The 24862-nt window shown below is 51.5% G+C and carries 14 protein-coding genes; 12 read left to right on the forward strand and 2 right to left on the reverse strand.

Features of this window, described 5'->3' with window-relative positions:
* Window positions 1-67 precede the first annotated feature (67 nt).
* The 12 genes from HY774_08290 to HY774_08345 all read left to right on the forward strand — a co-directional run bounded on the left by HY774_08290 (window position 68) and on the right by HY774_08345 (window position 21876).
* A complete protein-coding gene (locus HY774_08290; GenBank protein ID MBI4748475.1) occupies window positions 68-226 on the forward strand; it encodes a hypothetical protein in 159 nt (52 codons plus the stop codon).
* 416 nt (window positions 227-642) lie between these two features.
* Complete coding sequence (locus HY774_08295) at window positions 643-1665, forward strand: response regulator (GenBank protein MBI4748476.1); 1023 nt, start codon at window positions 643-645, stop codon at window positions 1663-1665.
* 201 nt (window positions 1666-1866) lie between these two features.
* Complete coding sequence (locus HY774_08300) at window positions 1867-2724, forward strand: DUF4388 domain-containing protein (GenBank protein ID MBI4748477.1); 858 nt, start codon at window positions 1867-1869, stop codon at window positions 2722-2724.
* Between the two features lie 305 nt (window positions 2725-3029).
* Window positions 3030-3392 (forward strand): response regulator, encoded by a 363-nt coding sequence (locus tag HY774_08305; GenBank protein MBI4748478.1) that lies wholly within the window; start codon window positions 3030-3032, stop codon window positions 3390-3392.
* Between the two features lie 573 nt (window positions 3393-3965).
* Complete coding sequence (locus tag HY774_08310; protein ID MBI4748479.1) at window positions 3966-5336, forward strand: chemotaxis protein CheW; 1371 nt, start codon at window positions 3966-3968, stop codon at window positions 5334-5336.
* Window positions 5337-5578: 242 nt separating this feature from the next.
* Window positions 5579-7783: a HAMP domain-containing protein gene (locus HY774_08315; protein ID MBI4748480.1), complete on the forward strand. Its 2205-nt coding sequence runs from the start codon at window positions 5579-5581 to the stop codon at window positions 7781-7783.
* Between the two features lie 66 nt (window positions 7784-7849).
* A complete protein-coding gene (locus HY774_08320; protein MBI4748481.1) occupies window positions 7850-8701 on the forward strand; it encodes a protein-glutamate O-methyltransferase CheR in 852 nt (283 codons plus the stop codon).
* 331 nt (window positions 8702-9032) lie between these two features.
* Entirely contained in the window at window positions 9033-11987 is a 2955-nt protein-coding gene (locus HY774_08325) for an Hpt domain-containing protein (GenBank protein ID MBI4748482.1), read from the forward strand.
* 476 nt (window positions 11988-12463) lie between these two features.
* Window positions 12464-13552, forward strand: coding sequence for a chemotaxis response regulator protein-glutamate methylesterase (locus tag HY774_08330; protein ID MBI4748483.1), 1089 nt, complete (start codon window positions 12464-12466; stop codon window positions 13550-13552).
* 401 nt (window positions 13553-13953) lie between these two features.
* Window positions 13954-14919, forward strand: coding sequence for a chemotaxis protein CheW (locus HY774_08335; protein ID MBI4748484.1), 966 nt, complete (start codon window positions 13954-13956; stop codon window positions 14917-14919).
* Between the two features lie 514 nt (window positions 14920-15433).
* The gene (locus HY774_08340) at window positions 15434-20506 is read left to right on the forward strand and encodes a PAS domain S-box protein (protein MBI4748485.1); all 5073 of its coding nucleotides are present in this window, start codon (window positions 15434-15436) and stop codon (window positions 20504-20506) included.
* Window positions 20503-21876 (forward strand): protein kinase, encoded by a 1374-nt coding sequence (locus HY774_08345; protein MBI4748486.1) that lies wholly within the window; start codon window positions 20503-20505, stop codon window positions 21874-21876. The genes HY774_08340 and HY774_08345 overlap by 4 nt, the downstream gene beginning before the upstream one ends.
* A gap of 270 nt (window positions 21877-22146) precedes the next feature.
* Here HY774_08345 and HY774_08350 read toward each other — a convergent pair whose 3' ends face one another.
* Both HY774_08350 and HY774_08355 read right to left on the reverse strand, forming a co-directional pair.
* Window positions 22147-23685: an alginate export family protein gene (locus HY774_08350; protein ID MBI4748487.1), complete on the reverse strand. Its 1539-nt coding sequence runs from the start codon at window positions 23683-23685 to the stop codon at window positions 22147-22149.
* 330 nt (window positions 23686-24015) lie between these two features.
* On the reverse strand, window positions 24016-24780 hold the full coding sequence (locus HY774_08355; GenBank protein MBI4748488.1) for a response regulator transcription factor: 765 nt from the start codon (window positions 24778-24780) through the stop codon (window positions 24016-24018).
* Window positions 24781-24862 lie beyond the last annotated feature (82 nt).

Here is a 24862-nt window from a genome sequence, read left to right on the forward strand (position 1 = left end):
GGGGCTCGACCCGGTACAGCGGAACTGTACAAGCTTATTTTATTTTTTCATGGAGGATCTTCACCGTATGTCTTTGAATCCATTAGTGAAAAAAAATTGGATTGAAATTCAGAAAAAACACGATGTTCCGGTTAATGCCATTGGCGTCAAAATTGACCCAAAGGATCAGGCAACCCTGAAAGTCTGGAAAGAAGAAGGCATTGATCAGTTCCAGAAGAAGAAATAACGCCAGTTTGTAATCAGTAGTCAATGGTCAGTGGTCAGTAGTCAGTAGTCAGTAGTCAATAATGCCAGTTAAGTGTTGAAGCCGTTTTGGTTCTTAGCCCACGAAGTGGGCGCCGGCTCGTAGCCCAGGGCGAGTCTTCGAGCCCTGGGAATTCGGGTCACTCCCCACCTTTTCCCCGCCCGGCCAGCCGCCGTAGGCGGCGGCTGGCCGGGCGGGGTGAAGAGGCAATGTTTTCCCAGGGCTGCACCCTGGGCTACGAGCCTTTCACCCGCTTCGCGGGTTCAAATCCGCTCATTTTTTCAACTCTTAACTGGCATTACTGACTACTGACGGCAACCCGGTATAAGTTCAATGCTCAGATTTTACAAACCATCAACTCATACCTCGTACCGCCTTATTTTCGGGGAGATTTTCAAATGGGTAACACATTAGAACAAGCCGCACTCTCAATGGCAGACGCAACCGATTTGTTGCGCAGAGGTATTGCCGCCGCCAAAGCTGGAAATAAACAAGCTGCTCGCGCCCTCCTCCTTGAAGCCTCCAAACTTGACCCACGCAGTGAGTTGGCCTGGGTCTGGTTGGCCTGGGTGGCTGAAAATCCCCAAGACGCAGTGCTGTACCTGGAAAAAGTCCTCGAAATCAATCCAGCCAACAAACAAGCCGTCCAATGGCTGTCGAAAATTCGCGAGCGCCCAGTCACTGAAAACATCTCCTGGCACTGTCCATTGTGTGGCGTCGGAAGCAAAACCAAAGTCGTGAAATGTGCCCAGTGCCGGGCGGTGCTCGACCTGGCCGACCTTGACAGCGTGCTCAATAACCCTGATGCGGATAAAAACCTGGTTCAGGAGGCAATTGAACGCCTGGAAACAGCAGTTCAAAGCAAACCGGATCACCAGACGTTTCTACACCTGGGCCTGGCACTTCTCAACCTGAATCAGCTTCCAGAAGGAATTGCCTATTTGCGGGGTGCCAGCAAAAGTTATCCGGAAGACCACATTTTGCACGCCCGGATTCAGGTTCTTGAACGCCGGGCTCAGACATTACGAGAGTTTCCCCGAGAGTATCAACGCAAAAAGATGGTGTTCGTCATTGATGACAGTTCGACTGTTCGCAAAATCGTGGCCGTTACGCTGGAACGGCATGGATATGCCGTGGCAACAGCGCCGGATGGCGTGCAGGCGCTTTCAAAACTTGAAGAAACACTTCCAGATTTGATCTTGCTTGACATCACGATGCCCTATATGGACGGGTACCAGGTATGTAAGGTCCTGAAAAATAATAAAACCCTCCAAAACATCCCGATTTTAATGCTCTCCGGAAAAGATGGCTTTTTTGACAAAGTTCGAGGCCGAATGGCCGGAGCGGCTGGGCATATTTCGAAACCGGTGGAACCCAGCACGCTGTTGGGCGAAGTTCAACGACATCTGAAGGCAAAATAGTCAGTAGTCAGTAGTCAGTAGTCAGTAGTCAGTAGTCAGTAGTCAGTAGTCAGTAGTCAGTAGTCAGTAGTCAGTTAGGAACAATCCTTTTCAAAAATTCCATGGATTCAACGATCCGGGTTTTGTCTACTGACTACTGACTACTGACTACTGACTACTGACTTATCAACTACTGACTAAATTCAAATAAGGTGCGCGATTATGGCAATTGAAGGCAATCTGAGCGATATGACATTGACCGGCGTGGTGCAGTTTATCTGCCTTGAACGCCGAACGGCTGAACTCATCTTGATCCGTCGGGGTGAAGAAGGCAGCATCTTTTTTGAAAAGGGTGAAATCGTTCATGCCCGCATCGGACCACTCAGCGGCGAAGATGCCATTTTTCATTTACTCACCTGGTCTGATGGCACATTTCGGATCACCGACAATATTTCAGCCATTACAAAAACGATTTCCGTCAACTGGAATCACTTGTTGATGGAAGGCATGCGCCGGATTGACGAACGTCAGCGTGATTTTGACCTTCCCCCAGTGACCGAACTTCGTCCACCATTGTCCTCCGCCGATATTGACCGTGACACCTCGCTTGGCGACGACCTGTTAATGTTGACCGCCAAACTGGAGCAATGTTTGGCTCAGTTTCCAGACAAGAAAATTCAGAAACGGCCTGCCCTGGCGCTTGAGTTGCTTGCCGAAATGATCAACCAGGTGATTGAACGGGCGGAAACTGTCTCGCAAGGAAACTTTAACGCCACCTCACTCAAAAACGTGATTGTCAAAATTAACGAGAAATACCCGCAAGCTCAGGTGCTGTACCTCGATAAAAACCGTCTGTCAGTCCAAACCGCAGTCAATTTGTATACCAGTTGGGCCAGTAATCCGACTGACCGTAAACATATGTTTCGGCTTATCACTCAGGCCATGATGGATATTCTGGGGTATTACTTTTCCTATCTGGTCAGTTGTTTGATCGTTCCCAATATCCACGCCGAAATCGAAGAAACCTTTGATGTCTTCACGGTTGATCTCCGCCGGGCACTCGACGGGGTCCCCTTCTAAAGCGAGTAGCGAGTAGCGAGATAGCGAGTAGTCAGTACCACCTGCGTGAGCGGGCGGGCCTGCTTGCGTCCAACCCACCCGCTCACGCAGGTGGTACTGACGTTCCAACACCAGCCTGGCCTGACACAAAATCCGGTAGAAGCAGGGGCATACCTTTCGAAAACCCTAAACCCGGACAAGATGACAAGATGACAAAGTGACAGGGTGATTTATTTCATCCCTCATCCCTCATCCCTTCCGAAAACCCTGAACCCTAAACCCTAAATGATACTTATCACCTTCAATTCATCAGAAAGGGCAACATTATGGCAAAGACAATTCTTGTGGTGGATGACAGTCCAACCCAAATGAAACTTATGACAACTGCACTTCAAGGCAAGGGATACAAGATCATTACCGCCGTTGATGGCGAGGAGGCGCTTGAAAAGGCAAACAAAGAACAGCCTGACTTAATGCTCCTGGACGTCATTCTGCCCAAGAAAAATGGGTTTCAAGTCTGCCGTCAACTCAAAACTGCGCCCGACACCAAAGCCATCAAAGTCATTCTGGTCACCACGAAAAGCCAGGATACCGACCGGTTCTGGGGATTGAAGCAAGGGGCGGATGAATACATTACAAAGCCGTTTGAAGATGCAGAGTTACAGCGGATGGTGGCCAAACTTCTTTAATACCATTTTCGGATGAAGTCCTCGCATTATGGGGAGGCTGAAATATTGAAAATGTTGTATTTCCCTCAGCCCTTAGCCCGACACCCTCAGCCCAAATTGGTATAAGACACTCTGAACCCTGAACCCTGAACCCTCAATGGTTTTCCCTATGAACCCAATGACTGATTCTGACCTGGCAGGTAAAAGTTTGAGCCGGTGTAAACAGAATCCACAGCTTATGCCCCGGTGTTATGAGATTTTTATAACGAGCAGCCCTCGAATGGCACCGTACTTTGCGAAAACTGATATGGCCAAACAACAGATTTTGCTCAAAGAAGGAGTCGAACTCCTGATTATGTTTGGCGACTGATACCAATTGATGAATTGGGAGCGCGGGCATCCTGCCCGCAGATGATTAAAATATCTGGCTTTTCAGATAAATATTTCCTGAGTCCTTGTTTGGGAAAGTCTCAGAAACCATTGAAAGATTTGGATTTATTTTCTGTGTATTCCCTGGTTTCTTTATCTGAAACTCCATAGAAACAATTGCAGGCAAGATGCCCGCGCTCCCAGATGAAAAAGGAACCCTGAGCCATGCCTGAAGAAAATGATTCGACAACCAATGTGAATGATCTGGCATTGCCGGACCTGCCCATACCCGGCGAAGGATCTGACGACCTGGAAATGCCGCTGGATTTACCGGATGCGGCACCTGCCTGGATGGCCGCGCTTGACCCTTCCCTGGACGAGCCGGAAGCCGATGTCCCACTCCCGGATGCCCCCGCTGATCGGCCAGGCGATGTGGTCGAACCAGCACCCGCGACCATTTCGTCACCCCGATTCGATGCTCTGAAAGAGCAGATTTCTTCACGACTTCAGGCTTTGGAAGTGGTGACGCCAGCGGATTTGGAATTACCCGCCAGTTCGTCAACCGATGATCGAGTGGATGATGCTCACTCTGAGTCCCTCGATGAAATACCAACTCAGGACCCGGCGTGGGTTACCGGCAGCAGTCCAATTTTGGAAATTCCAGCTCAGGTGGATGCCCCAATGGCAGCATCCCAGGCAGAATCAGTTCTTGACCTTCCATCCAGAACCTTTGAGTTTCAGGCGCCGGTGCCACCGGCAGCAACCTCACCGTTTGAGGCGACAGACCCGATGCCTGCTTCCCTCTCTGTGACGGTGGAAGAACCTGCCACCATTGAAATGGGAAGTGTTGAGCCAGAACAGATTGCCGATGAAACACCAGTCGTGGAGGTTCAGGCTGAGGCAATACTCGAAGTCACCAAACCCCAGGATGTGGTGACGGAAAATCAAATTGAAGCTGAAGATCACAACTTTGAAATGCCGGATACCCTGCCCGAAGTCCTTGCCGACATGGCCGATGAACCTGACACAGCGTCAGGACCGTCGCTGGAGGATCTGATTGCCGATATTGACCATCAGACAGCTACCACACCTGGGGCATCCATCAAGCCACAGATTCGAGCCACCCAATCTGAACCAACCACGGCCAGGAAACGCTATGTGGTCTTTTCATTGGCTGGCTCAAAATATGCCATTCCAATCACCAATGTGATTGAGATGGGCCGAATTCCGCCAATTACCGCCGTTCCATACCTCCCGGAATGGGTCCGAGGGGTGACGAACTTACGCGGTGACATTCTTTCCATGATCGAGTTACGCGCCTTCTTTGGATTGCCGCCACTTGAACAATCAGGGGCAGGTCGAATGCTGGTTGTTCGCAGCCAGCCGCGTGGATTAACAACTGGCCTCATCGTTGATGGCGTCCATGGAATGAGAGAGCTTGACACCGATTCGCTCAAACCCGTCACTGCCGCGATTGACGACCAGATCCTCAGATTTCTTTCCGGGTTATCGGTTGAAGAAGACGGGTTACTGATCGTGCTCGATTTGGAGAGTGTCCTGTCATCGTCGGAACTGCGCATCGCGCACCATGCCTGAAGTTTAATACCATTTTGGAATGAAGTAGTCGTATTAGAGAACAGCCAAGTAATTCAATCAATTGAAGTTAGCGAACTACGGACTACGATCTACTGACTACAAACTGGTATAACTTTCCGGCTTTGTTTCACAACGGATTGATCAAATTATGAAGGATTACTTCGTTGAAAAATAATGGTTTAGTCTTTTCATAATTCAAAGCTCATCATTCATAATTTGGTTGGCATTGAGGAGGATTTACAATGTTACGGTTTCTTCGAAATCTCAAAATCTGGCAAAAGCTCGGTCTGCTGGTGCTGGTGTTTGGTGCAGCCTTGCTGATTATGGGCGGACTCTATCTCCGGACTCTCAACGACAATCTGGCAACATTCAACTCAAAAGCAGCAGGGTCAGAGTACCTGATTCCAGCTTCGAATTTGGCCAGAAATGCCGCCCGGTATCGTGGCTCACTGGCGAGTTTCCTGGGTGGGAAAAAAGAGTTTCAGATCAAGTACCAGGAAGCCCAGCAAGCGGTTGAAACTGATTTGAAGGCTATCGAAAGCCTGATCGCCTCCGATGGTGACCAGTTTAAAAAAGTCGACCGGTTCCGGCAGCTAAAACAAAAATGGGAAACGTTGAAAGCGACTCAAACTCAGATGGAAGCGAGAGAAAGCTTTGAACAAAACACTGAACTCATCAGCGATGTGCTGCTTTTTATCGGTGAAATCGGAGATGCTTCGAAAATTTCACTCGACCCTGAATTTGGCACTTATTACCTTGGACGTTCGGTTTTGGAAGAACTTCCAACCATCGTTGAAGCCCTTGGTCAACTTCGTGGTCGTGGTGCAAGTTTAATCAGTCTGAAACAACTCACTCCCGAGGATAAACAGCGGCTGCTCAGCTTGTTCAGCGACTTGCAAGGCGGCAATCAACGCCTCAAACGCAATGTCAAAACAGCCTTTCAGAAAGATCCAACCATCTCTGATTCCATCACGCCACTCCTCAAGGACAGTGAGGCTCCCTTCCAAAAATTTTCGGCACTGGTCACAACCTTGATCTCGTCCACGTCTGAGACCATCACCATTGATCCGGTTCAATACTTCGACACTGGAACAGCCGCGATTGATCAGTTTGTCCCGATCAGTTCCGCCACCACCACGCTGCTCAACGAAACGTTGAAAATTCGCCAAAAACAAGTCAACCAAAGTCGAAATATCACCATTGGTATTATGGTCGTTGGATTGGTCTTTGGGTTCTTGCTGGCGTTTTTTATCGCTCGAACCATCACGCGCCAGGTCACCAGTATTTCACAATTGTTCAATGCGATTGGGATTGGTGATTTCGACACACGAGCTGAGGTTTACAGCGAAGATGAGCTTGGCCAGATGACGACTTCGCTCAACGCCATGCTTGAAAATATTCTCTCACTGATTCAATCACAGGAAGAACGCGAACAAATCCAGAACAGCATTATGAAGCTGCTGGATGAAATTGCCGGGGTGGCTGAAGGCGACCTGACTCAAGAGGCCGAAGTCACGGCGGAAATGACGGGCGCGATTGCCGACTCGTTCAACTTTATGATCGGTGAACTCCGGCGAATCATCAGCAACGTGCAGGAAGTGACGGTCAACGTCAGTGCCGCCGCCACCGAGGTCCAATCCACGACCGAACATCTCGCCGAAGGCAGTGAAGCCCAGGCGGTTCAAATTGTGGATACTTCAGCCGCTATCGAAGAAATGGCGGCATCCATCCAGCAAGTATCAGAAAATGCTGTGTTGTCAGCCAGAGTGTCTGAGCAGGCACGCGTCAATGCCAAACAAGGTTCGGAAGCGGTGCAAAAGACGATTTACGGTATGAATGGTATTCGCCAGCAAGTGCAGGAAACCGCCAAACGAATCAAGCGACTCGGTGAAAGCTCACAGGAAATCGGCGAAATCGTCCAGCTCATCAGCGACATTGCCGACCGAACCAGCATTCTGGCGTTGAATGCTTCAATTCAAGCCGCAATGGCCGGCGAAGCAGGTCGCGGGTTTGCCGTGGTCGCCGGTGAAGTCGAACGTCTGGCAGAACGGTCCGCCGAAGCCACCAAGCGTATCAGCACACTGATCAAAACCATCCAGAGCGAAACCAACGAGGCCGTGGCCGCCATGGAAACCACCACTCGGGAAGTCGTCGTCGGGTCTGAAGTTGCCAATGAAGCTGGAAAATCACTGGTTGAAATCGAAACCGTGTCAAACCGGCTGGCCGAATTGATGCAATCCATCTCGATGGCCACCAAACAACAGGCACGCGGTTCGGAATCCGTCGCCAAAGCCATGGGCGATATCTCTGACATTACACAGCAAACAGCCGCCGGTACAAAACAAGCCGCCGTTTCAATCCGCAAACTTTCCGAACTGGCCGATAACCTTCGGGTATCAGTCAGTACCTTCAAGCTGCCGTCAAATGGCCATGGAAGCGCCTATTAAACTCTGAAGGCATCGGGCTGGAGATGTCTTCAGCCCGATATCAGAACCTGGACAGAAGGAGTTTTCATGACCGGAACCGGCCAGTTGATGTCCCCCTCGGAACACAAGATTTGGCGGCAGTTCATTGAAAACCGGTGCGGTATTGATTTCGGTGAAACGCGGCTTCAGTACCTGTGCCGCCGGCTTTCGGAACGAATGCGCGCACTCAATATCACTGGCTTCCACCGATACTACACCTATCTAAATTTCAACGCTGAGAAGGAACAGGAATGGCCAAAGCTCCTTGAACTCCTGGTGGTCGGTGAAACCAGTTTCTTTCGCCACGAAGGCTCTTTTCTGGCCTTGCGAAATCTGGTCATTCCTGGATTGATCGCCAGGAAACAACAAACTGGCAGCCAGGGGCTGACGATGTGGAGCGCCGGATGTTCAACCGGGCAGGAAGCATATTCGATGACGATGACGGCGCTTGATCTGATTGATCCACAGAAAATCCAGGTTGAAACCCTGGGCACCGACATCAATACAACCGTCCTGGAAAAAGCCCGCACTGGCAAATATTCGCCGCTCGCGATTCGCTCTCTGCCGGCAGCCTATCGCAAAAAATATCTGACTGAACTTCGGCAGGATCGAGAAACAATCTATCAAGTCAACCAGTCAGTGAGAGACGGGGTTCAGTTTGGGCATCACAATTTGAAAACTATCGAACACAACCTGGTCCCCGGACAGGATGTCATTTTTTGCCAGAATGCATTGATTTACTTCACGGCAGAATTTCGACCGGTGGTCGTTCAGGCACTGTGCCAGTGTTTAAATCCAGGCGGCTTTTTGTTTCTGGCGCCAGGCGAAATTGTCGGGTTCAAACTGCCGGGAATCCAAAGCGTGAAAGCTGAAGATTCACTGGTTTTTCAACGGCTCTAAGAGTTGAAGCTGTTTTAGTTCTTAGCCCAGGAACTGGGTGTCGGCTCGTAGCCCAGGGTGAGTCTTCGAGCCCTGGGAATCGGGTTATTCCCTTTTCCCCGCCTGGCCAGCCGCCGCCTACGGCGGCTGGCCAGGCGGGGAGGGGAAAATCTGGATCTGACCCACATCCGGTGGTGGCGCGTCCAAAGCGACGCTGACCACCGGCTAACCTTGCTCCATCCCTGCGGGATGAGAACTAAAACCCGGTTCAACCCTTAACTGGCATTACTGACTCATTGCAAATTGATACACCTTAAACCGGTATCTGGGGCTAACCGAGGAAAGAGTATTTATGGTGAAAAAAATTGACCCGGAAATTCTGATGGGATTTATCGAAGAAGCCAAAAGCTATCTTCCAACCATCCTTGATTGCATTGACACGTTTAAGCACGACCCGGACCAGCTCGATGCGCTCGAAGAAGCCCACCGGCTGTTTCACAGTATCAAGGGAGCGGCTTCCATGGTTGGACTCTCGGCCCTGAGCCATGTTGCCTACTTTGCGGAAGAAGCCCTGGAAGAAATCGCCGCTGGTCAACTTGAATTCACGCCAGATACCACCACTGTTTTCCTGTTGACGGTCAGCCAGGTCGAATCCTATCTGGACGGAATACTGTCTGGGACACTCGATGATCAGGCCATCCTGGTGGAAGTGGTCAAAAGTTTTCGGCGACTCAAACACCTTCCGCCTTCGGGTGATGAAGCAGCCATTGAAACACTGGTCACACACAGCCAGCCCTCACCAGTGGAGCCACAATCGCAACCAGTGATGGCGGTCAAACCGCCAGTTGAAGAACACAAAACCCTTGAAATCAAACCAGTTGTCATCAGTACCGCTCGCCGGACAGATCATATTGACGAAGCATCGCTTGAGCTTCGCGAAGCCTTTTTGGAAGAAGCCGACGAACACCTCCAAAATATCACCCGTGTCCTGCGGTTGCTTGAAAAAGATGCGTCCAACAAAGGCTGGCAACAGGAAATCCGCCGCAGCGTGCATACCCTGAAAGGGGCCGCTGGGATGGTCGGGTTTCAAACCGTCAGCCGGCTGGCACATCGGATGGAAGATTTGCTGGATGCCGTCTATGAAGACGACCTGGAACTGACCACAGAAATTATCGCGCTGATCTTTGTCACCACTGATACCCTCGAAGACCTGCTCCACAAAGGCAGCGCCGAAGTCCGGGAACGCGCCGAAGATCTCTATCAACGCTTTGCGGCATTTCTAGGGACGGAACTCGCAGACATGGAACCGGTTTCAGGCGGTACCCGCCTTGAACCCCTGGGCCAGGAAAGCATGATTGACCTGGCGGGGATGATCCCAGAGCGGCGTCGGGAAGCCGACCAGTCGAAAGAGGATGAGCAGGCAGACCTTCAACGGCAGCCATCCCAGGTGGTGCGAGTACCGATTGAACGGCTGGATGAACTTGTCCGACTGGTCAGCGAACTCATCGTCAGCCGGTCCACCTTTGAACAGTATTTCAGAAAACTCAACCACGAAGTTGATGAACTCCGGTTGAGTGTCGGGCGGTCACAGCGCATTGCCAACCGGTTTGATACTGAATATGAAGTCAGTGCCCTGGGCAAAGGAATGGCATCCCTGGTCAATGTGGCGGCGGTTGGCGCTGGAAATGGGTTTACGATTTCAGCGTCTCCGGTAAAGCAAACCCACGGCTTTGACGAACTGGAATTTGACCGCTACACCGAATTTCACCTGCTCACCCGTGAACTCAGTGAAAATACAGGCGATATCAACGCCGTCAGCAACGAACTGCATAACACCATCGGCGATTTCGACAGCTATCTCAACGGCTTAAATCGGCTGACAAGCGAAGTTCAGGACAAACTGATGCGGTTGCGGATGGTGCCGGTCGGGTCATTGACAGCGCGGCTCCATCGCACGGTTCGGGTCACCGCCGAACATCAGGCCAAACTGGCGAAATTAACCGTTGAAGGCGAGCAGGTCGAACTCGACAAAACGGTACTCGAAGAAATTGCCGACCCGTTGCTGCACATCCTGCGCAATGCGGTTGACCACGGAATCGAACCTCCGGCCCTGCGCCAGGCACTTGGAAAACCAAAAATCGGACATATCCGGGTGCGAGCTTTTTATGAGGCGACGCAGGTGGTGATTCAGGTCAGTGATGACGGCGGCGGCATTGAACCGGAGGTCATTCGGGCAGCAGCAGTTCGCCGAGGCCATATTTCCGAACCCGAAGCCGCCCATTTGACGGATGAAGAAATTTATTCCTTCCTTTTTCTACCTGGATTTAGCACGGCATCAGAGGTCAGTGAAATTTCCGGTCGTGGCGTCGGCATGGATATTGTCAAAGAAACCGTGACCCGAATGAAAGGCACGGTGGCGATCCACTCCGTTCCTGGTCAGGGGATGACGCTGACCATTCGGTTGCCGATGACCCTGGCGATCCTGCGGGTCATTCTGGTTAAAGCCAGCACTGAGACGTTTGCGATTCCGCTGGCACCGGTGACCCGAATTTTGCGGATCGAAAAAGATGACATCGAACACATCGGGCAAAAAGAAGTGATTCGAGTTGAAGGCGAGGTGTATCCGCTCCTGCAATTGGGAACGGTGCTCAATCTCAAACAACCGGCGGATGAGACACTTCGCCGGGTTCCGGTGCTGATTCTCAACCTTGGTTCTCAGCAGATTGCGGTTGCCGTAGACCAGTTGCTGGAAGCTCGCGAAGTGGTAGTCAAATCCATGGGTAATCTCTTACAGCGTGTCCCTGGTGTCGCCGGCGCCACCCTGATGGGAGACGGCAGCGTTGTTCTGATTCTCAATCCAAATGAACTGGTCCGGACCACAACCCAGCCGGAAATCCAGCCCAGATCAGTTGTCAGAACTCCCGCCAAAACTCGCGAAGCCCTCCGCGTCCTGATCGTGGATGATTCGGTCAGTGTTCGTCGGGTACTTTCCAATTTCGTGCGCAATCAGGGGTGGACTCCGACTGAAGCCAGAGACGGCCTCGAAGCCCTTGAACTGCTGCAAAGCGGAACAATCAATCCAGATGTGGTGTTGCTCGACATCGAAATGCCGCGCATGGATGGCTATGAACTCACGGCCACGGTTCGGTCAAACAATGCCTTAAAGCACATCCCCATCGTGATGCTCACCTCTCGCGCCGGGGAAAAACACCGCCGCAAGGCCATGGACGTTGGCGCCACTGACTATCTGGTTAAACCCTATCAGGAAGAAGTGCTGCTGGGGGTAATGCGACGATTGACCCAGTAATACCAATCAGGGTTCAGGGTTCAGGGTTCAGGGTTTAAGGTTTAGGGAAAAGACAAAAAAGGACCTAAACTTGAAACCTCGAAACCCCGAAACCCCAAAATCAGCAGCAGGTCGTTTACGACCTGCCTCAATTCAACCACCGCTACGCGGCGAAAACCAAAAATAACCTGTATTCCTCCGTTGCGGAAAGATCACTTGAGTTTGACAATCACCGCCCGGAGGGCGCTGGAGAGTAGCCGGTGGTTTGCCGCTTTGGGCATACCACCGGGATTCGTGCCCATTTCCCTCGCGCCCGGATGGGCGCTGGAAGCTTTCTTCAGCAAAGTTTCGGTCCGACCTTTCCGCAACGGAGAACCTGTATTCGAAAACCCTGAACCCTGAACCCTGAACCCTGAACCCTGAACCCTGAACCCTGAACCCTGAACCCTGAACCCTGAACCCCGAACCCTGAACCCTGAACCCTGAACCCTGAACCTATGGGTGAACCAATTCGTGTCGTGATTGCTGATGATTCGCCGTTTGTCTGCCGACTGCTGGCCTCGTACCTGCGCTCTGACCCAGAGATTGAAGTGGTTGGGATCGCACAGGATGGGAAACAGGCCATTGAAATGGTGAGCCGGCTCCGGCCCAGTGCCGTGACGCTGGATTTGGGAATGCCGGTTGTTGACGGACTGGAGGCGCTCAAACACATCATGCACACACAGCCCACGCCAGTCATCGTCATCAGCGGCATCAGCAGCGAATCGGCCACCTGCACGCTCCAGGCACTTGAAGCCGGGGCCGTGGATTTCATTTTGAAATACACCCCAGGCACCGACACCAACCCGGAGGCACTCCGGCATGAAATTATTACCAAAGTCCGGGCCGCTTCCCGGATTCGGGTCATTCGATCATTAAAGGTTCAAAATGCTGGGGCTGGCAACCGGGTGAACGTACCGATTCTATTGAATCGCCTTGCAGAGCGAAAAACTGGGGAAAAGGTATCGCCTCCGGAAGCAAACCGACTGGTTGGTGGCGGAGTGATTGTGGTTGGGGCTTCCACTGGCGGCCCGGTAGCCTTGCGCGAATTGATTGGAAGTCTTCCGGGCGATTTACGAGCCACAGTTTTGGTGGTCCAGCATATGCCGGCCATGTTTACCAAAGTCCTCGCCCTCCAACTCAATCGGTCCGTCACCCTCAAGGTCAAAGAGGCTGAATCCGGGGACCCGCTCGAACCAGGCACCGTCCTGATTGCACCTGGTGGCTACCATATGCTGGTGGGGCCAGATTCCAGGATTCGGCTGACCGAAGGCCCGGAAATCGAAGGCCACCGGCCATCGGTTGATGTCACCATGCAGTCAGTGGCGCAGCTCTATGGTTCACGGACCAAAGGCGTGCTCCTGACCGGAATGGGGAAAGACGGCTCAATGGGATTGCTTTCGATCCGGTCCCGAGGCGGCAAGACCTATGTGCAAGACGCCGCCAGTTGTGTCGTCAATGGCATGCCGCAAAGTGCGATTGACCTCGGCGTCGTTGATTGCGTGGCCCCGCCCCAGGAAATCGCCCGGCGGTTGTGCCAGTCTTAATCGGGTTCAGGGTTCAGGGTTCAGGGTTCAGGGTTCAGGGTTCAGGGTTCAGGGTTCAGGGTTCAGGGTTCAGGGTTCAGGGTTCAGGGTTCAGGGTTCAGGGTCTTGTCATTACCCAAATTTTTTTGACTTGCCTCTAAACCTCAGCGAATTTAAAGAGTTACTGAAATTGTTTTTCGGCTATTGTCTGAGTTGACCACTGATTATCCTGAAAATCCCAGAACCCAGAATCAACAACTTACGAGGGCAATTGAGGCCCAATTTTAGAGAGCAGAAAAAATTTGGGTAATGACAAGGTTCAGGGTTCAGGGTTCAGGGTTCAGGGTTCAGGGTTCAGGGTTCAGGGTTCAGGGTTCAGGGTTCAGCGTTCAGGGTTCAGGCCATAATCAAAGCGAGCGCCTATGTCACAAAATACAGTCTCATCCACATCTCAACGGTTGATTCGGTGTGCGGTTGGCACCCAAACCTGCTGCCTGGAACTGGCTCTGGTACAGAGCGTCCAGCGAGCTGAATTGATGCAGCCCAACCTGTCAGAAGCTGGCCCCATCGGCTGGCTTCCAGGAAAAAATCAGTCATCCATTCCGGTTTGGCGGCTTGCAACCCGGCTGGGCCTCCCAGCAGATCCAAAAAACCAGACAGGATCAATTATGGTCCTTCATCACAAAAGTCATCCCTGGGCGTTGATGGTTGATCGAATGATGGGAATCGTAGACGCACCGGTTGACACCATTCTGCCAGTTCCAGAAATGGTTGATCGGGCAACAAACCACATTTTTCGAGGAATTGTCCGGGTTGAACAGGAATTGATTTTGTATCTGGAACCAGAACGACTTCACCCGGAAGAAGTCAATCCACTTCCCGTAATCACAGATCGTCAACTCTCGCCGCATTCAAAGACATCAGCCACCTCGACAGCGTCCAAACAAAGAAAAGGTCAGATCCTGCTTTTTTCAGTTGGAACTGAATCACCCTTTGAGCACCCAATCACCTTTGGGCTGAGCATTACCCAGGTTGCCGAGATTCTTGAGCGACCAGCCATGACCCGGATTCCGATGGCGCCAAAGCATATTCTGGGTCTGGTCAACTGGCGAAACCAGCCGGTACCAGCCATTGATTTTGGCCACTTGTTTGGATTGGGCGCCGCACTGTTTGAAGAAAATACCCGACTCTTAATTGCCCGAACCTCAGCCAGCGGCGAACTGGTGGCAATTCCAATCCAGCCTTCGGTCAAAGTTCAAAGTCTCCCCCTGCCCTATCAACCATCTCGGAAAGAAATTCCGGTCAATACGACGCTGGCAAAAGGGATTTTTACCCTTCGTAACGAAACCCTGGTTATTCCAGATATGAATGCGTTTGGAGGCTGCTGAAGACAGTGGGCTGAAGACTCGCAAGCTCGGGGCAATCAAAGGGATGAGGGATGAAGGATGAGGGATGAAATAAAACCAGTTCTTCAGCCCTGAGCCCCAAGCCCTGAGCCCGTTGTCTTCAGCCCGAGTTCTTCAGCCCGATGCTTTCAATATGCCACCAAACGGGCTGACGAATGACCATTTTTTGGCGCCTGGCTGGGCAATGAACCATTCCCTGAATCAAGTAGCTGGAACCCACCTGGCCCTTGATTCCCTCCATACCAGGTGTTCGTCCTGGCTAGTCCTTTCCACCTTCACGTATCCGCCAGACATCACACACCTGAAAGCACCTGCAAATAACTGAAAAACAAAATCTTAGCTGATTATATCCTCTCAAACCCCAATCTTTGGCTCCTACCTGTCAATGATTGATGACTGACATTTCATCAACTTATCCTTTCAGGCCCCGAAATTGCTTCATCAGTTTATTCTGCCTCAGTCCCCCTAATTCCTCATTCACCTGGAGCCAGTTATCATGCCTGCAACCGTGATTTCTTCTGAAGAAGCCGAGCGGTTGGCAACCCTCTATCAGTACAATGTTTTGGATACGGCACCCGAACCGGCCTTTGACCGCATTACCCAACTGGCGGCTCGCTGGTTTCAGGTTCCAATTGCCTTGATTAGCCTCATTGACAAAGATCAGGTATGGATTAAATCCTGCTTTGGGATGGAGCCAACCTCAGTTCGACGAGAAGAAACACTTTGCGCCCAGGCCATTTTGTCGGCTGAACCGCTCATTATTCCCGATGCGGTCGCCAACCCACGGTTTTCTGAAAACCCCAAGGTCATCGGACCTCCCTACATTCGATTTTATGCCGGTGTCCCGCTCACCATGGCCAATGGACATCGGGTTGGAACCCTCTGCATTATTGATACAGCGTCTCGCCAGTTTTCGAGCGAGGAATGTGAACGGCTCCAGGATCTGGCCATTCTGGTTCAGGATCAGATTGAACTGAGAACCAACCGCCTGGCCCCAGGCTACGCTGAAGCCACCCTCAAAAAATACAATCAGGTACTGGTCGAACTCGCCGGCAGTCAGGTCTTGACCCGAGGCAATCTCAAAGCAAGTTTGCAAAAGCTCACATCCACCACGGCGCAAACACTTCGGATCGCACGTGTGAGCGTGTGGATGTATGCCGAAAATGATTCGAAAATTCGCTGTATTGACCTGTTTGAACTCGATACTTACCGACATAGTGAAGGCTTTGAATTGCTGGCCAACCATTATCCGGCCTATTTCAATTCACTTGAAGTTGAACGAGTCATTGCCGCCCACGATGCTTGCTCAGACCCTCGAACGAAAGAATTTGCCGATACCTATCTCTATCCGTTTGGCATTACGTCTATGTTGGGTGCTCCCATCAGGTTGGGCAATCGGAAACTCGGGGTTCTCTGCCTTGAACATATTGGGCCGCCACGCCGGTGGACGGTTGAAGAACAACAGTTTGCGGCATCGGTGGCTGACCTGATCACGGTTGCGATTGAGGCCGCCGAACATCGCCGGGCCGAAATCGCCCTCCGCACATCCGAACAATATTTGCACCATATGCTTGAACATATCGGGCTGATTGCGGTGCAACTGGATCAGCAAGGCAAAGTCACTTTTTGTAATCACTATTTGCTCGAAGTCACCGGGTATCAGAAAGCACAGGTCATTGGAAAAAACTGGTTTGAGCAATTTTTACCGGCTGACCTGCGTGTTCAAGCAGCCACCCAGTTTCGCACCAACCTTGCCCAGCAAAAAATCACCCTGCACAAAGAACGGGAAATTGAAACAAGCACTGGCGAACGTCGGCTGATTTCGTGGTACAACACCCTGTTGTTTGGACCTGCGGGCGATGTCGAAGGCACGGCCAGCATCGGCATTGATATTACCGAAAAGAAACGGGCCGAAGATACGCTTCGCAATAGTGAAGCTCGGAACCGCATTCTGCTGGATTCAATTCCGGATGTCATGTTTCGACTGAGTCAGTTGGGAAATACCCTTGAATACCGACCTGGAAAAGACATTGACCCATTTGGAGTAACTGAGGACATCATTGGGACAAACGTGTTTGAATGGATGCCCGATGAAGCTGGCCAGCAGGTGATGTACCAGATGAAACGGGCGCTCCAAACCGGCGAGGTGCAAAGTCTTGAGTTTCAAACCATTGTGGGAACCATCGTTCGTGACTACGAAGCCCGATTTGTCGTCAGTGGTGACAATGAAGTTCTGGTCATTGTCCGTGATATCGTCAAACGCAAGCAAATTGAAAATGCACTCCGCCAGGCACGAAATGAGTTGGAAATTCGGGTTCAGGAACGCACCGCCGAGTTGGAAAAAACCAACCTGGCTCTGCGCCATGAAATTATAGAACGCAAACAATTTGAGCTGGCTTTGAGTGAGAGCGAGGAACGGTATCGCGAACTGTTTCAGAATTCCCCGCTCGGCATTTATCGCTCAACCACTGATGGCCAGATTCTGATGGCCAATCCGGCCATGATTCGCATGCTGGGGTACACGTCGTTTGAGGAATTGAAAGATCGGAATTTAAATAATAAAGCCGATTTCACCCCTGAATTTTCACGCAGCCAGTTTCTGCAGATGATGTTACAAAACAACGAAGTAACGGGGCTGGAAACATCCTGGCGGCGGCGTGATGGAACCACGATTTTTGTTCGGGAAAATGCCAGAGCCGCGTTTACACCAGATGGCACGCTCCTGCACTTTGAGGGAACAGTCGAAGACGTCACCAAGCACAAACAGGCCGAACTTGAACTCCGGAACAGCCAGGAGCGGTATCAGATTTTGTTTGAAAGCAATCCGTTCCCGGTTTTTGTCTTCGACGCTGAAACCCTGGGCTTTCTGGCGGTCAATCAGGCGGCGGTCAGTCATTACGGGTATACCCTGGCAGAATTCTTGTCAATGACCATCAAGGAACTCTGTCCTGAGGAAGAGCTGACCAGCCAACTTGAATTACCGGCAGCACTTGCGCCTCAAACTGAAGTTCAAGGGATGTGGCAACACCGGAAAAAAGATGGCACGGTCATTGACGTTGAATTGACCACCCACTCCATGTTGTTTGAAGGCCGACCGGCCCGAAGCGTCATTGTCAACGACATCACCGACCGCAAACAGGCAGAAGCCGCCCTGCGGCAAAGTGAGGAGCGGTATCGTGACCTGTATGAAAATGCCAACGACATGTTTTATACCCACGATTTACAGGGGAGATTCACCTCGTGCAATAAAGCGACCGAACGGGTCTCCGGCTATTCACGGACGGAAGCGCTGACCCTGAGTATTGCCCAGGTTGTGGCGCCCCAGGATGTTGAGTTTGCCCGGGAAATGATACTGGCCAAACTCTCAATGAATACCCCGACGACCTATGAACTCAACTTTATTACCAAGGATGGTCGGTGCATTCCGACTGAGGTCAGTTCTCGATTGATCTTTAAGGATGGAAAACCAGTCGGGGTTCAAGGCACGGCCCGCGATATCACCGAACGCAAACAGGCTGAAGAGATGGTCAAACTGGCCCGCGACAGCGCGCTCGAATCCGCCCGGTTAAAATCCCAGTTTCTGGCCAACATGAGCCATGAAATCCGTACACCGCTCAATGGTGTCATTGGAATGACGCGTCTTCTCTCCGACACCAAACTCACCCCCAAACAACAGGACTATGTTGAGACGATTCAACACAGCGGCGACACATTATTGACGATCATCAATGAAATCCTCGATCTTTCCAAAATCGAGGCTGGCAAGGTCACGATTGAGTCAATTCCATTCGCACTGGAGTCGGTCCTCCAGCAAACCTACAAAGTCGTCAGCGAACGTGCCCAGAGTAAGGGATTGGAACTTGTGCTCCAGGTTGCCCCTAACGTCCCTCAGGAATTAAAGGGGGATCCAGTTCGACTTCGCCAAATTTTGATGAATCTGGTTGGGAATGCCGTCAAATTCACGGAACGCGGAAAAGTGACCATTCAGGTTAAGCAGGTGCGTCAAACTGACGACACCGTGATCATCCGCTTTGAAGTCGCTGACACCGGGATTGGCATTGCACCCGAAGGATGCAAAGTGCTGTTTCAACCTTTTGCCCAGGCTGATGGCTCAACGACCCGCAAATATGGCGGTACGGGATTGGGGCTCGCCATTTGTAAGCAGTTGACTGAGTTGATGGGCGGGCAGCTTGGGTTTGAAAGCACCGTGGGTCAGGGCAGCACGTTTTGGTTTGTGGTCCCGCTCCAAAAACCAGACCACCCAGCCGAGGCGATGCCTCTTGAAGCCACCCCGCTCAGCAACCTGCGGCTGGTGGTGGTGGATGATGACCTGAAGTCCGCCGAAATGCTGCAGCATCAGCTTTCCCTCTGGAAGATCCAGACCCAATGTGTCACCAGAGAATCACAGGCCCTTGAACTGTTACACCTGGCCGCTGATCAGGGAACCCCCTTGCCCGCCATCATCCTGGACCTGAAATTGCCCGAACTGCTGGGCCTGGAACTGGTCCATCTCATTCAGACTGATTCCCGGCTGGCTGAGACCACACTCATTCTTCTGGCTCCATCCCAAGTCGTCTTGACTGACGAGGAGGGAATGCTCTCGGGCCTGGAACTTATCCTCACCAAACCTGTTACGCCGTCGGCGCTCTACAATTGTTTGTTAAAAATAGCGGACCCATCACGAAAAACCGGCAGCCTGCCCTGCGCCTCGGCCCTGGCGTTGGGTGAGTCAAAAGTCAAAACTGGGCCGCTGGGTCAACCTCGCGTGCTGGTGGTTGAAGACAATCGGGTGAACCAGGTCCTGGCCAAGATCACGCTTGAAAATCTTGGGGTTCGGGTTGAAATTGCCGAGGATGGATTTAAAGCCCTTGAAGCCTGTGCCAAAACCGCCTTTGACCTGATCTTTATGGATTGTCAACTTCCGCTCATGGACGGATTTGAAACCACGGCGGTCATCCGCGAGGAAGAACTTTTAATTGACCGGCATGTTCCAATCATTGCGCTAACGGCCAATGCCATGCGCGGAGATCGGGAACGATGCCTGGCGGCAGGAATGGACGACTACGTTAGTAAACCCTTTCAACCTGAAGATTTTCAGGCCATTCTCCAGCGCTGGGTAACCAAAGTGGCTCAACCGTCCGAACCCGCCACCTCCAGACCAGCCCTTTCAGAACCAGTTCCCAGAACCAGTGACCAACCATTTCAACTCAATGAAAAAGTGCTCAATCCTCACGCGTTGCAACAACTCCTGACATTAGGCGAGGATGACGCTTCGTTTTTAAATGAGTTCCTGGAAATGGCTTACCCCAATTTTGCAGAGCACATTACGGCCTTGCATCGGGCAGCTCACCACACCAAACGCGAGAAACTCCGGGAAACCGCGCATTCCCTCAAGGGTGCCGCCGGCACCATTGGGGCGGTGGTCATGGTGAAGATATGCCAGCAATTGGAGAAAGTCGCCGAGGAAGCCCCAACCGCAGCCATAAAAGACCTGATCATTCAATTAGAACAAGCCTTAACTCAGGTAAAAAATGAAATGACTGCTTATCTAGGAAACAAGCTGTTATGAATCCAATCACTGAATCCACCCAAACCTGTCGCGGAAGTATTCTGATCGTTGATGATAATCCAGTGAATTTAAAGTTGCTCTCAGGGATGCTGGTCGAGAAGAATTTTCACGTCAAAGCCGCGATCAACGGGCGCCGCGCACTGGCGCAAACCGAGTTTATGAAACCGGAACTGATTATGCTGGACATCAGCATGCCGGATATTGATGGGTATGAAGTCTGTCGCCAACTCAAAGCCAACGAGACCACACGTGACATTCCAATCATCTTCATTAGCGCCCTGGATGAAGTGATTGATAAAGTCAAAGCCTTTCAAGTCGGAGGAGTTGACTACGTCACCAAACCATTTCAGTTTGAAGAGGTCCTCGTTCGGATTGAAACCCAGTTGCAAATGTCCCGATTACAAAAAGAACTCATCAGCAAAAATGAGGCTCTCTTGCGAAAAAACGAGGAGTTAGTTCAGGCTAACCGACGGGCAAATCTGATTTTTTCTGCAATGTCGGAAATGCTGCCGGGTTCGGTGCTGGATGGAAAATACCGGCTGGAGAAAAAAATTGGTGAGGGTGGCTTCGGCGCCGTCTATCAGGCGACCCACCTTGGGCTCAATCGGTCCGTGGCGATCAAAATCTTTCAGCCTTCCCGGCGTACCGATATGTTGAAAGAACAAAACCGGTTCCGGTTGGAAGGAATTTCCGCCTGTCGAGTCAATCACCCAAATGCGATTTCGATCCTGGATTCTGGATTAACCTCTGAAGGTGTGACCTATCTGGTGATGGAACTCCTGGAAGGCCAGACTCTGGCTCAGGAATTACGGCAAAAGAAAACGCTCTCGGCAATGCGTTGTGCCGAGGTGTTACTTCCAGTCTGCGAGGTACTCGATGTGGCTCACAAAGCCGGCATCATCCATCGCGATATCAAACCCGAAAATATCTTCCTCCACCAGACACAAAATGGTGAAGTCATCAAGCTGGTTGACTTTGGAATTGCCAAATTGTTTGGGGATGCCAACGAGGAGTTTGACAGTTTGACCATGCCCGGAACGGTCATCGGAACACCGGCTTACATGTCCCCTGAACGCCTGAGCAATCAGTCTTATGACGGCAAAGCCGATGTGTATAGTTTAGGCGTGATGCTGTATCAGATGTTATCCGGGCAAGTTCCCTTTAAGGCCAACGAGGGCGATCCACTGGTTGTCTCTCTGCTGCAAATCACCCAGGAACCAATCCCGCTTCGTGAGGTCAATCCCGAAGTCCCACAAGCAATTGCCGACGTTGTGCGTAAAACCTTACATAAAAAGCCAGCCCATCGCCCGTCGGTTCAGGAATTTATGGGGGAATTTATTGAAGCGTTACAAAGCGGGGCGGATGGTTGAGAACCAGGGCGGAAGACTATAAGCGCCAGGATAAGGATTTGAGGCCCGCAGGGTCGTCGTGTAATAGCCGTGGTGCGAAGCCCACGGTCACGGCCAGGACGAGATCCAAACCCTACAAGATCGTCGTTCAATGCCAACGGAAAGGACACGGGTTTTCTTATCCTGGCGCTTATGGGACGGAAGAAGTCGGGATGAAGACATCGGGATGAAGACATCGGGCTTGGGGTTGAAATACCCGTTTTCTTCAGCCCGTTTTCTTCAGCCCTGGCTTCAAAACCGGAATGACAGTTCGGCGTATCCAAAATGTCCGTTCTGGCCGCTGGGATAGATGGATGAAACCACTCGACCGCCAAACATTTGACCGTAGTAAAAGGAAAGACTGAGTCGCGACGACACCTGGTAATCCACGCTGATATCCAGCAATGCGCCCAGACTTCGGTAATTACTCGATGGGCGTCCGACATAGCCAAACGTTTGTTTTTGAAAAGCACCACCACCGACATACCACAGATCCTTGCGGCTACTGAGCGCCAGACTGTGGAAATCTGAGCGAAGGTTGAGTTTCTTGGTGGGACGAACAATCACTTCGGCAAAAATGTCCTGATTATTCATCATATTAAAGAATGGGGTTCGGGCATAAATACGTGGGGTTGGCAACACTTGAAAGAACGTCCCATGTTCGTTGTCCGTGGGGTCATCGTCACCTGTGCTGTGGGTATATCCGGCTCGAATCCAGGGATTCCACTTCATTTCGGGTTGATAGCCAGCTTCAGCCACAATCGAACCTGCCCGATGGTCGAGGTTTCCCCAGCTTCCAAACTGCCCGGCGCCCCACACGAGTACATCAGCTTTTCCCTTGCCAAGCTTGAAGTCACGAACGTAGTGCCCACCAATGGTTGTCACATTGATATCGTTTTGGCGGTCGGCTTCGCGGGCTGTGATTGAACGATTGTCGGTTTTGAGCACGGATCGAGTATCGCGATAATACATGCCAAACACACGCGCTTCGCCCTGATGCTGGGTCTTGTCGCTCACTTTGTGGGCATGGAGCGCTTTGTTAAACGACGCATACACGACACTCACGCCAGGAATCTGACGCATTCCATCAAGCTGAAACACCCCTTCCGTTGGTCGAGCGACCAGAACCGTGACATTGGTGGTCGAAGTGCCAAAGGAAAGCTGCCCACCGTCGAGGCTTCGACCAACGTGGGTAAATCCAAAGGGCCCAATCAACCGCTCTTGAATGCGAGTCCTTTTCAGTGCTCCGATGGTTGGATCGGTCGCTGATAGTTCCGCCCCTTCACTAAATTCAAAACGTCCGATCTTAATGCCGGTGTTGAACTTCTGGCCTTTGATGCCCCACCGCAAGTACGCCTGCTTCAGGAAAATACTGGCTCGTTCGTCCCCACTCCCGGCAGCATATGTCCCGCCGAGGCCAAGGGCGCCTTGTGGGGCAGGCGCAATCGCATTGCGCGGCAAGCCAATCAATGACGGAAAAGCTGCCTCGGCTGCCCATTCAATGGAATGGGTATCATTGAGGGAATGTTTTCCCTTGAGGGCAAACCGAAAGATTGTTCCCACAAAATCCTGCTGACTGTCGCGACTAGGAACATCAAACCAGCCCCAGTTTTCATACCGTGTCCGCAAACTGCCGGTGAATTCAATTGAGCCTTTTTTAATCAAGGGTGGCGGATCACCTTGTTGAGCCTGAACTTGTGCCATTTCCGCCCAACCACTGCTAAACACTACCAGAACGACCATCAACCAGAGATAAAACTTGCCGCTCATTGTTTGCCAGAGATTTTTCATGGGATTGTTTCCTTATTTATGAAGGTGATTTTTCAAGCTGTGGAAATGAAGAGGTTCTGATATGGAAAAGCAGTTCACCCAGTACTGAGTGGGAACTACTTGTGTTGAACCGATTTTTTCCATGCAAACGCTACGCCGAAACGACCTCATACCTTGGAAACATCCGGTATGTGTTGAAAACAAAAAAGTTGCACCCAAGATGCAACTTTTCTCATGCCAACCTGCTGATTTTTTGAAAGCTAAATTCTTTTATTCAATCGCGAATTTTGCCCCAACCAGATGCAAAATAAACCACTTCCCTGAACCTGGGTTGGAATTTAGCGATAGGCTTTATCGTTGACCCTTTTTTTGTTCCTCCAGAAAGCGCTTGCGGTCGCGTTCCAGCCAGACATCGAGATCAACCGAGGCTTTTTCAAGTTCGTCGCTATTGATCAAACCCCGCCGGAGCGCCTCAAAAAACGCCCTCGTTCGCAAGTTATAGGCCAGCTTTTCAAACGCTTCGTAGTCGGTTCCTTCCGCACTGGCTGGGAAAAGCTTTTCATAAAGCGTCGCCAGCCGGCTTTCGACGCCGCGTTGGGAGAGGCTGCACTTGCGGGCAATCGCCCAGTTGGAAAGCCCCAACGCCAGATAGTACAGGGCTTCGGCTTCAAATTCGGTCAGCAGTGGACGCTTGAACGAATCTTTAAACGCCGGGTCAATCATATCGGCGCCGTCTTCGAGCACCGCCGCAATAAAGCGCAAAAACCGAGATTCCGGATTGTTCTTGTGGATAAACCCGTATGGCGGCGGCGGTTCAAGCGCTTTGATCATTTTGCGAATCTCGTTGATGTAGATTTCGTGAGGAAACTGTGTCCAGAAAATGATTCGCGCCTGCGGAAATGACCGCCAGATGGTTCGTGCCGCTTTGACACCCGATAATTTCGGCATCTGGATGTCCAAAATTGCCAGCGATGGACGGTGTTTGAGGGTGAACTCGACGGTTTGTTCCCCATCTTCGGCTTCGAGAATCGGAGCATGGGTTGGGAATTCACGTTCGAGCAGTTCGCGCAGGTAATGACGTTGCGCCGGATTGTCTTCTGCAATGAGGATGGCCATAAGGTAGGGTTCGGGGTTCGGGGTTCGGGGTTCGGGGTTCGGGGTTCGGGGTTCGGGGTTCGGGGTTCGGGGTTCGGGGTTC

Source organism: Acidobacteriota bacterium, assembly GCA_016208495.1.
Lineage (GTDB): Bacteria > Acidobacteriota > Blastocatellia > Chloracidobacteriales > Chloracidobacteriaceae > JACQXX01.

What these genes read in the sequence shown, in the direction of transcription:
- HY774_08290 (MBI4748475.1), top strand. Translation starts at nt 68, where the DNA reads ATGTCTTTGAATCCATTAGTGAAAAAAAATTGGATTGAAATTCAGAAA.
- HY774_08295 (MBI4748476.1), top strand. Translation starts at nt 643, where the DNA reads ATGGGTAACACATTAGAACAAGCCGCACTCTCAATGGCAGACGCAACC.
- HY774_08300 (MBI4748477.1), top strand. Translation starts at nt 1,867, where the DNA reads ATGGCAATTGAAGGCAATCTGAGCGATATGACATTGACCGGCGTGGTG.
- HY774_08305 (MBI4748478.1), top strand. Translation starts at nt 3,030, where the DNA reads ATGGCAAAGACAATTCTTGTGGTGGATGACAGTCCAACCCAAATGAAA.
- HY774_08310 (MBI4748479.1), top strand. Translation starts at nt 3,966, where the DNA reads ATGCCTGAAGAAAATGATTCGACAACCAATGTGAATGATCTGGCATTG.
- HY774_08315 (MBI4748480.1), top strand. Translation starts at nt 5,579, where the DNA reads ATGTTACGGTTTCTTCGAAATCTCAAAATCTGGCAAAAGCTCGGTCTG.
- HY774_08320 (MBI4748481.1), top strand. Translation starts at nt 7,850, where the DNA reads ATGACCGGAACCGGCCAGTTGATGTCCCCCTCGGAACACAAGATTTGG.
- HY774_08325 (MBI4748482.1), top strand. Translation starts at nt 9,033, where the DNA reads ATGGTGAAAAAAATTGACCCGGAAATTCTGATGGGATTTATCGAAGAA.
- HY774_08330 (MBI4748483.1), top strand. Translation starts at nt 12,464, where the DNA reads ATGGGTGAACCAATTCGTGTCGTGATTGCTGATGATTCGCCGTTTGTC.
- HY774_08335 (MBI4748484.1), top strand. Translation starts at nt 13,954, where the DNA reads ATGTCACAAAATACAGTCTCATCCACATCTCAACGGTTGATTCGGTGT.
- HY774_08340 (MBI4748485.1), top strand. Translation starts at nt 15,434, where the DNA reads ATGCCTGCAACCGTGATTTCTTCTGAAGAAGCCGAGCGGTTGGCAACC.
- HY774_08345 (MBI4748486.1), top strand. Translation starts at nt 20,503, where the DNA reads ATGAATCCAATCACTGAATCCACCCAAACCTGTCGCGGAAGTATTCTG.
- HY774_08350 (MBI4748487.1), bottom strand. Translation starts at nt 23,685, where the DNA reads ATGAAAAATCTCTGGCAAACAATGAGCGGCAAGTTTTATCTCTGGTTG.
- HY774_08355 (MBI4748488.1), bottom strand. Translation starts at nt 24,780, where the DNA reads ATGGCCATCCTCATTGCAGAAGACAATCCGGCGCAACGTCATTACCTG.